The 13,556-nt window shown below is 50.7% G+C and carries 6 protein-coding genes and 1 tRNA gene; 3 read left to right on the top strand and 4 right to left on the bottom strand.

What is annotated here, in order from left to right:
• Positions 1-264 precede the first annotated feature (264 nt).
• A complete protein-coding gene (locus ACR0I1_RS14775) occupies positions 265-4,803 on the top strand; it encodes a hypothetical protein (protein ID WP_480707041.1) in 4,539 nt (1,512 codons plus the stop codon).
• A 1,344-nt stretch (positions 4,804-6,147) separates the two neighbouring features.
• On the opposite strand, the gene ACR0I1_RS14780 is transcribed toward ACR0I1_RS14775, so the two are convergent.
• The 4 genes from ACR0I1_RS14780 to ACR0I1_RS14795 all read right to left on the bottom strand — a co-directional run bounded on the left by ACR0I1_RS14780 (position 6,148) and on the right by ACR0I1_RS14795 (position 9,880).
• Positions 6,148-6,468 carry a hypothetical protein gene (locus tag ACR0I1_RS14780; protein ID WP_480707042.1) on the bottom strand — a complete coding sequence of 107 codons (321 nt, stop codon included), beginning with the start codon at positions 6,466-6,468 and terminating at the stop codon, positions 6,148-6,150.
• Entirely contained in the window at positions 6,461-8,002 is a 1,542-nt protein-coding gene (locus ACR0I1_RS14785) for a YfjI family protein (protein WP_480707044.1), read from the bottom strand. The genes ACR0I1_RS14780 and ACR0I1_RS14785 overlap by 8 nt, the downstream gene beginning before the upstream one ends.
• Before the next feature lie 322 nt (positions 8,003-8,324).
• Positions 8,325-9,641, bottom strand: a complete 1,317-nt coding sequence (locus ACR0I1_RS14790; protein WP_480707045.1) for a tyrosine-type recombinase/integrase — start codon at positions 9,639-9,641, stop codon at positions 8,325-8,327.
• Positions 9,642-9,790: 149 nt separating this feature from the next.
• Positions 9,791-9,880, bottom strand: a tRNA-Ser gene (locus ACR0I1_RS14795).
• Positions 9,881-10,214: 334 nt separating this feature from the next.
• On the opposite strand from ACR0I1_RS14795, the gene ACR0I1_RS14800 reads away from it, so the two are divergent.
• Together ACR0I1_RS14800 and ACR0I1_RS14805 are read left to right on the top strand one after the other, a co-directional pair.
• Positions 10,215-11,141 (top strand): FecR family protein, encoded by a 927-nt coding sequence (locus ACR0I1_RS14800; RefSeq protein ID WP_480707047.1) that lies wholly within the window; start codon positions 10,215-10,217, stop codon positions 11,139-11,141.
• Positions 11,142-11,303: 162 nt separating this feature from the next.
• Positions 11,304-13,424 (top strand): CHASE2 domain-containing protein, encoded by a 2,121-nt coding sequence (locus tag ACR0I1_RS14805; protein ID WP_480707049.1) that lies wholly within the window; start codon positions 11,304-11,306, stop codon positions 13,422-13,424.
• Positions 13,425-13,556: the final 132 nt, after the last annotated feature.

Raw genomic sequence — 13,556 nt, forward strand, 5'->3', positions numbered from 1 at the left:
GAAGAGTCAAACTTAGCAGCTTTGACTCTTCGGCCTTCAATCGCCGCTGTCTTCTTTGAAGAATGCTTGTAGCCATATAGCCATGATTAGAATGCGAAAGGAATAAAACAGATTCTTCGACTACTCAGAACAGCTTAGTGATCTCTTGAATTCTGCACTTACTCTAAATCGATAACCGTTAGATTGAATCGATTCAGAGTATTTCTCTTCCCGAGAAATTTGCTAAAAAACTTCAGTGTAGACAAACAACTAGGCGTTCCATTTATGAACTTAGAGCCACTCAAGCTTGCTTTAGAGAATCTGAAACCGACAGGAAAAGACGGTTTTGAAGGGCTCTTGGCTTTGGCGCTGGCCCGGATTTCTGGGAGCCCGATGCGGCTCGCAGCAAGTGGATTTCAGTTTGGTGTTGACGGTCAAGGGGAAGACCGACTCAATCCTGTTTGCTTCGAGGCTAAACGGTATTCCTCCAACATCCCACGGGAGATGGTTCTCTCCAAGATTTCCGATCTTGCCCGTAGAAAAAATGAAGCAGAAATCCTTTGGGTACTAGGCGCCACGACAGGAGTCCAAAACCAGCTCGTTCAAGACTTGCTAAGTGCAGGCGAGGAACATGGTATTTCTACACTAGTGCTCGATTGGAATGAGATTTCACTTCCAACATTGGCTGTTACACTTGCGAATGCGGGGAAAGACATTGCGGGCTGGATCGCCAAACGAACGTCAGCGACTTCAACAGAGAAGCAAATCGAAGGGGTGCTAGAGCAACTAAGAGTAAATGCGGAAGCGCAAGCACGATGGAAAAAGCTTATTGCTGAGTTTTCGGCCTCGGAAATTTCCCGCAAACAGGCCATCGCTGCCAACAAATCCTGGTTTAAAGCAACGCTCTCGTCTCAGAATAAAGCTCGTTCTCGTTTAGGGCAGCCCACCGCGCCCCTCCAAGCCGAAACTCCGGTGCTAACTCGAAAGACAACACAGTACAAAATTGAAACGGCAATTTCAAATTCGACAACTTGCGTTGTGCTAGGTACTGAAGGTGTCGGAAAAAGCTGGATTGCTGCAAAAGTCGCTTATGAGTTTGGTGGGCTTGCACTCCTTATCAGCGCAGAGAAGTTCGAAGAATTCGACACAACAAAAATTGAGGACTTTGTCACGCACGAGTTCGCTACACAAACCGAAAATGCTCATGCGAACCTCGTGCGTTGGAAGCGTAGGTTAGCAGCCTGGGAGGGCAATTCGCCTTCCGAGAGTTTCTTGCTCGTAGTGGACGGGATAAACCAAAGGCCAGCTCTACCTTGGGATCGTATTCTCAAAACCCTAGAAGGCTATGTTGAAGATCTGGGTGGCAAACTTCTTGTTACTTCGAGGCCCAAGTTTTTTCAACGCCACGTTCAACGCGGCTTCGATAGCTCTCAAAGAATAACTGTCGGAAATTGGAGTGCCGACGAACGCAATCAAATACTGAGAGCGGCCGAAATAGATCCGTCGACCCTCGATAAAACTACCCTAAACAGCCTTCTCAACCCAAGACTGCTTGGTATAGCGGTCTCCACTTTACCGCGTGATAATCCGGCGGCTTGGACGGGTCTTACAGTTGAAGGGCTACTTTTCGAACACATCAGGAGAACACAGGTCGACGGTTTTGAGGCCCAGTCCCCTGACGATCTTTGCTATATGCTAAGTCAGGCTGCTGGGCGGCTTCTGGAAACAATGTCGGATGAGGCAAACAAACAGCCTAGACAGGATATAGTTTTTGAGGACAGTTTAAGAGCGGTAAAGGAAACTCGATTTTTTCATTCTGTTAAGGGCCCGAGTGGTGGTTATATACTGAACGAAGAAGGACTATCGCTCGCTCTCGGCTTTGCGCTCCTCGATAAGGTATTGCTGTCAACATCGAACTCTGAAGAGCTTGCTTCACGCGTCGCTTCGTTAATCGAGCCTATTGGAGCACTTGATCAAACAAGCCGCATCGTCTTAGCAGCATTGCATGTTTGTGCGCTCGATCCTGAGAGAAACGACCCAATTGTTTTCGCTTCTCTGGTGAATGCGTTTTGCGAATTGCAAAACCTTGATGAAGACGCGTACCCGCAGTTTTACAATGTAATTCAAAGACAACCCGAAGCGTCACTTGCTGCAGCCAAGTACAAACTTCTGGAATGGCGTCACCCGATAAACGAACGGTGGCTTGTGGAAGCAATAAGGCAGATGCTTAAATCTGCAGCCACAAAACCCCTAGTCGAAAAAGCAATCTTTGAATGGCTGCGTCATATCAACATAGATGCTCAAGATCAGCAGACCAAGTATGGGCAAAGCAACAAAAAAGACGAAGAACGTGCAAGAGCGCGACAGGAACAGATTGATGCCGCGATAGTTTCTTTCTCGGACCATGAGCGTGAAATTTTTGAGACTTGTTTTAAAGTTAAGGGCGATACTGACAGCCTTCTCACTCAATCTCTGGAGCTCCTGGCGGGCGAGAAGCTCGCCCCTTGGGCTGAAAGTTTTGCTACTCTTAGTTTTGGGCTTCACCTCGACCATAGTGTTCATCGAGCCGCGAAATCCCTCGACCAACTTACTCTTTTTAATCGTATAGATCCGGTTGATGCAGGAGAGGCGTTCATATTGGCTGTGAAACCCTTTAGGGCCGATGAGACTTCACGTGCCGGGAAATGGTCACTCGTTCGCATGTTGTATGCCACAGGAAAGGAGGAACACTCAAAAGAAGCACATACAATCGCCAAAGCGCTCAGAAAGGAACTAAATGTTCCTAGCTATTCTTTCTCCCGCCGCAAACAAATATGTGAATGCGACCCTTGCGATCCGAATTCCCAAAAACCTGATAATGTAAACACTACGATTCAGAGTTTTTCAGAGATCGAGACAGACAAGCTCTTAAATGGCATGGGGCGTGCAATAGAAGACATGAACTTCCAAGATTCTTTGTGCGCGGTAAGCCGTTTTGGACCGGAAGTAGCTGTAGCAAAGAGCAGAGAGTTTTGCAGCTCCATCACAACACGGGCCGGTTTACCACTACGCCAAATAGCCCTGTGCGCATCCTACCTCTCCCCGCTCTTAGACCGAGATAGTGCACTCGAACTCTCCAAACGGCTTCAAGAAGAACGTGAACTCGACTCCTTGCAAGACGCCGAGCTAAAAACTGTCAAATGTTACATGACAGTGTTTGCACTGCACCAGCTCACAGGCGAAGAGCAGCTCAAACTCTTGACGGCCGAAAGCTTGGCAGGACACTATTCGCTGGATTGCATTCCTAGCTTCAAAAAACCGCCAGCGCAGGCTGTTCTTGAGGCGCTAGCCGCTGCGCGAAAGTGCGGCGACGTGAATGCCGCATTCAGCGTATTATCGCTTGTCGCGCATACCTACGAAAGTTTGAGCCCTGAGCTGGAAAGAGCAATTGCAGGATTTGCAAATAGTGAAAATCAACTTGTTCGGGCAGTGGTTTTTGAAATCGCGCTTGTTACCGACAACAAGAGCTTGCGAAAGAAGCATCTAGCTAGCTCATGGACTTCTCCTGAAGGCAAAACATCAAAAAGTTATGAAAGCTCGTACGGTTCTGCTCTCTTAGTCGATGCTGTGGTACAAGGTGATACGAATTTCGACGAGATCATCACGCGCATCGCGCCTGAGTCCTTTTACCTGGCAGAACGTAGAATCGGTAAACACATAACCGATGCAATCCTAAAGCTGCTTGATAAGCGACTTAGAAAGGCAGTCGAAGCATCGGAGGAGCTTTACTCAGCGCCAGTTGAAGTAACAATTGAACCCAACGATCACGTTGTTCATAGTTTCCGTTCAATTGAAGAACGTTTGGCTGCCGATACCGAAGAAAACAAATTGTGGAACTTGTCCAATCCTGAAACCGATGAAGATTTTCAGAAACGTCAAAAGCGTAATCATAAGCTCTTTGATGAAATGGAAAGCATGCTTGCAGACAAAGACATCTTGTTGTTGGCTGAGCAAGTTGATTTTGACAGCTTTTGTGGGTTGTTGGTCGACCAGGACGACATCAGCATACAATGGGCGAAACTTCTAGAACAGCTTACAGATCAACAATTTCCTTGGTTCAAAGACTTCGCGTTCTTGGTTGCTGTTACAATCATATCGCGTGACGAAGACAGAGCAATTCGACTACTTGATAAAGCGGCTGCTTCGAGATCCTTTGTTCGCCGGGTTTACCCCGATGGCTTGTCGCTGGAGCACAAGGCAGTTTGGTCCTGCTCGCAAAGCCCAAACATTGAGATGCTTTGGAAGAAGCGAATTTCGTACTGTGTTTCTGATGATCAGATAGCCCTCGAAGTTCTCGCTGCCGAACGATTTGGGGCCAGCAACTTCATTCTGGGATATGCGAGCGACTTAATGTGTTCAAAACGCCCAATAGATATTGCTCTAGGTATCACCATTGCTGGATTTTCAAAACAAGTAACCAGCTTCAAACCCATACTTGAGAAATTCGATCTTTCAGTGGGGTTCCTAGGCCAATCAATCAAAGCTGCGAGGAAATCGCAAAACAAAGCCCTTTGGTCCGAGCACTGGGTCAATGCGATGTGGAATGCCGGAAATCCTGAAGAATTTTGGCTTAATTTCGTCTTGGCTGCAAAAATCATTGATGCTCGCAATGAGTACGATGGAAGCATCTACGAAACAAAAAATCGTTGGAAAACTTTTGCCGGCTTGTACACGCGTGCTCGAAAAGATCGCATCAAGAAATGGCAGAAAGAGCGAGCAAAGACACTCTACGGGAATACCAAACCGGACGAGCTATTTTTGTCTGCCCAAGCCCCAAAAAGCTAATTGCCCTAAAAATCTCCTCGATGCGCAACATGATGAAAGGGCAATCGAGGTAAAACGACGCCCTTCATCAGCGTGTTTGGTCGAGTTCAATAGGTCGGGCTCAAGGTAGCGTTCACAGTCTTAAGCCTGCTCGAAAGTTTGTTGTCCATTTGACAGTCAACGGTTAGTCAACCGTTGCCCCGAAACATCTTTTCGTGTGTGTTTTCGCCCCTCAAGGCCCCCTCTGTTCCACTGATTTTTTTTGGTGATTGGCCTCGATCCTCGGACCGGCGATTTAATGGTGACCTAGAACGTGCAGAAAACGGGGAAAGTGTGCGGCGAGGCCGGGAAGACTGCACAGACCACGTCTGAAACCGGCCAAAAAAACAAGAAGTGACGCGCCCTCTCGGAGTCCCGGGGTTTCATTGACAAGCATTTTTCGCAGGGCTAATTGAAGGGAAAAAAGGGGCAGCAGTGAAACTTAGAAAATTGAACAAACCAGTCTCGTTGCTATGCTGGTCTATTGCTTTTATGGCCGTCGTTTGTTGGGTCTACCTTTTCGCTCAGGATGCGCAGGCTATGGCAGCCAAACCTGATGGAATCGACGTGCATTCCCTACAAACCTTGTTTGTTGGCGGCTCTAAAAGCTGGTTGGTAGTTCCGTTTGTTTTTTTTGGGGGGACTGCTTCCGTACTGCGATTCAAACGGGAGATTGACCGAAAAGCCCGAAGCTAATTCCATTAAGTCACGGTTATCGACCACACAAATCCAGTCAATTGACCCGCCCGTAGCGGATGCGGAGGGCCAAGTTACACCTGCGGCCGCTTTGAAGCTCACTGAACTAGCGCCCCAGACATAAAGGCTGATGCCGATGAAACTCGTTTCGGGGTCGTTGGATGGAGAGACACGGACCGTATTATTAGTCGGATCATCTACGGGAGTTTGCCCTGCCTCAAACAGATTGTTGATTGTGTACTCCTGTTAGAAATTGAGGTGGCTCGCTTAATTATCGGCTCGATCCTACTCCGAAATCAGACGCGGGCGCGGCCGCGACCAACATCATATTGTTGAGCTCTTTCGTTGGGCTTCCGCCTCGGCCACCTAATCGGCGCGGATGAATTCGCGGCGCACAGCAACTAATAGCTTCGTTGATCTGCGCGTCACGACTGCCTAAAGCATCGAATACACTGCACTCACGTTACGTTCAGGCCCCATAACCGAGCGCATTCGTGGCGCGGCGTTTCGTTGTCCTCCCGCATATCAACAACCCCAATGAAAAGGCCCACTCGTCAATTCTTCGATACTGACCAGAACAACGGGACGCAAACATACCCACGTTACATCCAACGAGAAGGACCCATGCCGTCAGGTCGTCTCCTGATATTCTTTCATAACCCTCCTGAACGACTCCAATTCAGCCTCCTCCCTTGATAACCCCTGATCAAATTCCAATATTGCAGCTCTCTCCTCGAATGCGTGAAGTGCAACCGGATCTAGAGCCATGTATTTTGCGACAAGCGACATTTGCGACCGCTGCTGCAAAAGCCCTTTGCGGCAGACACCGTAATCGACTGTTGAGTTCGTTATGGCCGGATTTGGAGAATTGATTTGATTTTGACTGGGTACACGCAATACACGCGTATCCAAAACATCTTCATCAAGGTCAAAACTGAACAGCTTACTCATAGTGGCAAAGCCCCCATGCTTCACGGGTCTCACGACCATTGATCATTGTTCCTATTGGCAATTTACGAACGTGCCGATGATCTGCCAGAACGCGCAACAGGCGTTCTACAGTTTTGGTATCCCTAATCACACCTGGTCCAAATCTTACAATCGTTCGCTTGTCGAAAGGTTCGATTGGATACCGCGCCTTTAGCCAATCAAGCAGCTCCTGTGCTAGCTCCAATGATTTATCAACCGGACCTGCATCCAAGAGCCGCTGAGCTTCTGCAATGTACCAAGAAGCGAGTTTGATCCCGCATTCCATGTCGCGAATGGACAAAGATTCTGTGTCTGGATCAGAAAAAACCGCTAGGACACCGGCAATTCGTACTGCTTGCTCGGCTGCCTTGGATGCAAAGCCAGTTATGTGCGATAGAGATTCATTTGGAAGTTGTTGGGTTTCAACTTTGTTTGCAAATCGTATCAAGAGTGCCTTTGCATCAGGATCTAAACGCAATACTCGCGGCTCAAGCTCCAAGTGACTTGCACCGGTATCTTTGGATCGGCGCAGAAGTGAAGCCAATTCATGATGGTATTTGGCAAGCTTACTTTCGGCTAAACGCCGCTTTTCAAGATAGTCATCGGAAATGACAATGAGCCGTTTGCCTATTCGGCTTTGGGGCCACGAGATAAGCATGCGAGAAAGAAGCCCCTGATCTCGTAGAACATCGTTTCGCAACACACTTTCTGCGATACCTGGTTGAATCATTAAATGAAGAGCTCCGCGCCTGCGCCGATATGTGACTTGTGGGGATCCAGCTCTGGTCCGGTTTAGGGGAGCTGCGTCCCAAAGTTTTGACAACCCGGCTGCGGTCTTGAGCTGATTGTCCTTGCCCATACCGTGTCCGCCAAAGAACTGGCCACCTTCGTCGGCAAAGATACCAATCGAGGGATCGCCGTCCTCGAAATGGCGAAGAACGCCTTCAAATGTAATATCAGGCAGTAGCTTTCGAGGCACGACAGGTGGAACAGGCGACTGAGGGGCGGCGTTTTCGACGACGCAACCCTCCTCCGTCTGTGCCTTCAGCGCTTGTCGCTTCATGTTTTCGTATATGGACAGCTCGAATTCGTATGCTCTTCGAGCGTCTTCGTAGGCCGGGGCTTGAGCTTCTTCCCAGTCCTGAATCGGCTTGGATGCGAGTTTGTCGCAAGACGATTTTCTTTCTCCAGAACATGCAATGGTAAGCAGAAACAAGCTCAAGGGTGCTGAACCAGCCAAGGTTTCGACGTCCCGGATATGCTGCGTCGCAAGTGAGGCCATCGCCAAAACCGACTGGAACGCAATTTCGATAGGCGCATCAGTTAGGAATGCTATCGCATCAGTGGCTTCCCGCAATGCACCAAGATCATCTTCGGGTAGAGCTAGTCCAAGGTCTCTTTGGCGTAGAAGGGGCTCTGGTGCTTCGCTATTCGGGTAGTTTTTTGCGGCAGTCGCAAATTGGTTTGAAACAAAGGTTTCAGACACAGCTTCGCCCTTGCCTATTTTCATAGACATTTTTTGATTCCTTCAATTTTAAGCGTAGTTCGATGTGCGAATTACGTCAGTGCCCGTTGGCCACTGCGGGTAGTTGCCTGCGCCCAGACGTAAGTTCATTCAAGGCATGAACAAAGCTTGAAGAACGATGCGCATCCAATGGAGAAACTGGACAGAAAGTCAGACGGTCGTTAATCGCAAGATTATTCGACTTCCGAGTTTTCTGGTCTGAGTGAGCTCTTTCGTTGCAAGTGGTGTCATGAATGACCTCCGTGTATGTATGCAACGATCAAATAATAGCAGATTATATTGATAATTTGTTACAGAGAGGTTCGTTGCCAACCTAAAATGCGATCCTTGCCAACGCTTCTTTTCGCATCCTTAAACCTCCGCCAGTTCCATAGATTGGACGGGCATACTTGTGCCCCAAGATATCTGCGCGCACTCTATCATCGATCCCTGCACTCAACAGTGCATCTTCGACATAGTGCCTCAAACTATATACCGTGTGCCGCGGTGTCTCTTTCAAACCGTTCGTTTCCAAGTGCTTGTTAACGACTCCGGACCAGGCGTTGGCCTTGTGAGCGTATCTTTTGATACCACCTCGGCGGACGATACGCGTTACAGCTTCCAATGATACTCCCAAAAGTGGAATATCGCGCGCAGAGTGTCGTTGTTTCAGTTCACGTCCGTGAGCGGCCACGCGAATGAATGGGATTTCGCCTTCGAGACAAAAGTCTTCTAGTGGACAGGATAGTACCTCTGAGGGACGCAAACCTGTATTGATAAGCACCAATAGTGTATCTGCTGCTTCAGCGTTCAGCCCTCTAAATGCATCGGTCGCTAGTAGCTTCGTCTTTACCCACTCCTTTGAAAATGGAGGTCTGGAAATCAGGGGATCCACTGATTTGTCAAACCGCAACCGAGCAAAAGGGTTTTCAAGAGAATGGTGCCCTTTAAGCTCGCACCATTCTCGAAAAACCTGAGAGAGGTGGCCAAAGTCTTTGTTAGCGGTCTCCGCTCGGGTTTCCCCTGATTGAACCCGCCTCGACCACCATTCTCGAAACAACAACGCATCCTCGCGTGTGATCTTATCGATGCCTGCAGCCCTTCTTTTGGGAACTGCTCTTTCGAAATTCGAGACAGCTCGCTCTCGAGGTAGCCACCAAAGATGTCGCTGTTGATCCGACTTGCGCATATGTCGTGTCTTTGTGAGTTCGGCATATTCTTGGAGAACTTTACGCAGTGGGGGCAGAGCGACATCCACGCTACCCAGAAGCGCCCCAACGACCTCTGGCGGCTGGGGCGAGCACACTGTTCCTGCTGCTGCCATCAGGCGCGGCAGGTTCTCGTCAAAGGTTCTCTTCAACAACACATCGCTTGGAACATAGTCAAAACCATGCGCTTCTGAGATCTTTTTGGCTGCTTGGTATTTCTCGTATGCCAGAGCTTCTTCGCCCAATGCCAAGAATTGCCATTCAGCTCTTTTTAGTTCTTCGAGCTCAAAAGCTTTGCGCTTAGCCACACTCAAATCCGCTGTTCGGAGTGCTTGCCTGATCTGCTTTACGGGCTGCCCACTCTTGCCCAGTACTTTGCCAAACAGATGTTTTGGGACATTCATTACGAAATAATAGCGGCCTCGATCCAATGTGACGCCCATAGCAGTGCACTCCTTCAAATTCCGCATTCATGCGGGATTCTATGCGGGATTTCATGCGGGAAACACTGGCAGGCGTTGGTTAAATAAACCTTACGCGCCTGAAATAATGAATTTTTTCCAGAAGAATGCCCATGATATGAGCAGTTTAGTGGCGGAGACGAAGGGATTCGAACCCTCGAGACGGTTTCCCGCCTACTCCCTTAGCAGGGGAGCGCCTTCGACCACTCGGCCACGTCTCCGCTGGCCGGTATATCCTTGCCTGTCATCCAGATACAAGGCGATTTTCTATGTCTGGAAAATTTTTCTGAATACCGATGATCAAACCCACAAGAAGGAGCGCTGGGGCTACCGGAAGCAGGGGTGCGAAACCCCCGAAATGCTGAAAAACATGCAAAACCTTGCCAACTCCACCTGTTCTGGCGCATATTTGTCTAGTTTTAAGGCTCTAATAACTATTCAGATTTAGCTTTCTGAGGCGACAGATATCGGGCGTGGGGTGTTTGGCACCCTGGTAGGTACCTTTTGGGGGAAGGGGACTTGGGTTTGGTCTGGTTGAAATTGTTTTGTGTTTTCTTGGTTCTAGCGACGCTGCCTGCGTCGGCCATCGCATCAATCGGAAAAGTGCTCAGTGCTAAACCGGGCGCGGATATTATCCGGGCCGGTAAAAAGATACGCTTGCGTGAAGGGATGGATGTTGTTTCAGGCGATACTATTTCGACCGACAGATCAGGCGTGGTTCAATTGGTGTTCGTAGATGAAACCAAGATTGCGGTTGGTCCGAACGCTCGAATGATCCTGGATGTCTCGATGCTGCGAGGCAATAGGAAGGCAAAAAACTTCACCGTGCAGGCGCTGGGCGGCAGTTTCCGTTTCATTTCGGGCAAAAGCAGAAAGCGCGCTTATTCGATCAAAACGCCCGATGCCACCATGGCCGTGCGGGGAACGACATTTGATATGTGGATTACATCCGGCAGCCAAAGCGCGATGCTGGTTATCGAGGGCACCGTTCAGATGTGCGGCCGACGCGGGTCGTGCCGGTCGGCAAGCCGACAGTGCAGTCTCTTTGCGACCGGTTCGGGCGGTCAGGTGGGGCGCCCGATAGATAAGGAGCAGTATGACAAAGCGCTAAAAGGTGGTTTCCCCTTCATACGCTCGCAAACGCAACTGCTGCCACCGTTTCGGGTGAGTGCAGAAGGGTGTTCGGGCAGACAGGCTCAGGCCCCAAAGATTGAATCTGAAAGGCCAGAGCGGCGCGAAGCGCGGCGGCAAACGGAACAAGGTCGTTCTGAGGTGTCGGCGGCCCGCGAAAGCGGGCGATCCGAAGCGCCAGACCGGGCCTCTGCCAGCGCCGAAGGGCGTTCCGGGACATCAGCGCGCGCAGGTGTAAGCGCCTCGGGTGAAACGAGAACATCCGTAAACGCATCCAGTGGAGATAGCGGTGGATCGGGTGTCAGGGCAACGGCGACGGCAGGTAACGCTTCAGCGATAGCTGGTTGGTAGCATCAGGTTACATATATTTTCATGTTCCCCTGCGCCTGGAAGGTGAACGTGGTGGGTAAGATAAGAGACAAAATTGGGCATCGATTAGTATTCAGGCTTGTAGGCTTGGGGCTGATCTTGATGGGCTGCTTCATTAGGGTCGCGGATCCGTATCCCGTTCAAATGTCCAGATTGATTTACTTCGATATCCTGCAGCGGATTTCACCACGGGCCTACAACCCGGATCTGCCGGTCCGCGTGGTGGATATTGATGAAAGGTCTCTGGCAGAATGGGGCCAATGGCCTTGGCCTCGTACCCTGTTGGGTCAGATGGTCGAACGATTGGGCGAATACGGTGCCGCTGCGATTGCCTTTGATATGCTGTTTGCCGAGCCCGACCGATACTCTCCGATGCGATTGTTGCAAGACCCGACCTTGTCCGGACTACTGCAGGTGGATCAGGCCGCGATCGATCTGGACAATGACGTCAGATTTGGGGACGAAATTGCGAGATGGCCAGTGGTTCTGGGTGTGGCAGCCCGGCAAACCGATAGCGGTTCGGCCATTGTACCGAAGGCGGGGTTAGTTGAAATCGGAGAGAACCCCGCAGCTGGCCTTGTCAGCGTTGCCCACTGGACCTCTCTGGCGCCGCCATTGGGGGAAGAAGCGGCCGGGATCGGGGGTGTTAATGTTTCGCCCCAAGGAAGTTTGGGTGTGGTGCGACGGGTCCCTGTGCTTTGGTCCGGGCCCAACGGTGTATTACCTGCGCTTGGGGTTGAAGCCCTGCGGGTGGCCATGGGCGAATCCGTTTATTTTGCCGAAGGATCGCAGGACGAGATCGGCATCATGCTTGAGGTTGGTCTGGGTGATTTTGTGCTGCCGACCACCGAGAATGGCGAGATCTGGGTGCGTTACAGACGGGACAATCCTGGCCTGTATCTGTCGGCCGATGATGTCATGCGCAGCGGTAGTGATCCAACGCTTCAGTCAGAGATAGAAGGACGGATCATCCTGGTCGGCACCTCTGCGGCGGGCCTGTTCGATATGCGCGAAACGGCACTGGGTGAATCTGTTCCCGGTGTTTCGATCCACGCCCAGATTATCGAACAGATCATCCTTGGCGATGTGCTGAGCAGATCGGATGTTACCTCTGCACTTGAGCTGCTGGCGTTCGTGATCCTGGGCGTCGTTGTCACAGTGGTCATGTCCAACTATGGGGCGGTCGCTTCTTTTGCTGCAGGCGGTGTTGCCGCATCGGCCGTAATTGCCATCAGTTGGTTGGCGTTCCAGAACCAGTCGGTTCTGTTTGATGCGACCTTCCCTTTGGCCGGAGGTATGGCCAATTTCGGGCTTCTGGCCGGGTACCTCTTTGTTTCGACCGAGCGGGAGAAGCGGGTGATCCGCCAGACTTTCTCGCATTATGTCGCACCGGAAATCCTCGATGAGATGGAGGCCAATGGGCATCAACTGCAATTGGGAGGTGAATCTCAGGAGATCACGGTGATGTTTTCGGACATTCGGGGCTTCACGCCATTGTCCGAGTCTGTATCAGCCACCGATCTGGTGGCCCTGCTGAATGCGCTGTTCTCAGAGATCGGGGATCAGATTCTGGTCGAGCGTGGAACGATCGACAAGTTCATCGGCGATGCGGTTATGGCTTTTTGGAATGCACCGCTGCCCGTGGATGACCACCCGTGCCGCGCTGCCTTGGCCGCGCTGAAGATGCGCGGCGCGCTAGATAAGTTCAACACTTTGCCCATCATGCGCGGGCGTCCTCCCATCGCACTGGCGACAGGCTGCGCAACCGGAGCCGCCTGCGTCGGCAATATCGGCTCGCGGCGCCGGTTCAATTACACAGTAATCGGAGATGTGGTGAATGTGGCAGCGCGGATCGAACAAAACTGCCGACATGTGGATTATGATATTCTAGTCTCAGACTCTATTCGCCGTGTCACCAATTCTGATCTTGCGCTGCTAGAGGCGGGCTTCGTGGATTTGAAAGGTAAAAGCGAGCCAGAGCCTGTTTATGTACTGGTCGGAGATCGGGAAGTTGCAGGCAGTGCATCGTTTCAAAAGCTGCAGACCGCACACATAGGTCTACTAGAGGCGATACGCGCACGGGAGTCACAGACCGTAGTCGCTGGATTGTGCAAGGAATGTGCCAAGCATGCGATGGCGGTTGAGCCAGGTTTGGCATCATTCTATCGCGCGCTACCGGGGCGCATGGCGGATTTCCGATCAGAGGTGCTTCATGCGCGGCCGGTGTTTAGTCATCATCATGGTCTGCGCGAAGGTGCAGAGTAAGTACTTCGCCATATGCTTTGGAAAAGAGAACGGGGCGCTGTTGAAAATCAACTGCGCCCCGCCGGAAGTATCAATCTCGCCCCCTCGAATACCATCTAAAACAACACGGGCTAAAACTTTCGATATATTCGA

It is taken from the genome of Ruegeria sp. B11, assembly GCF_056539785.1.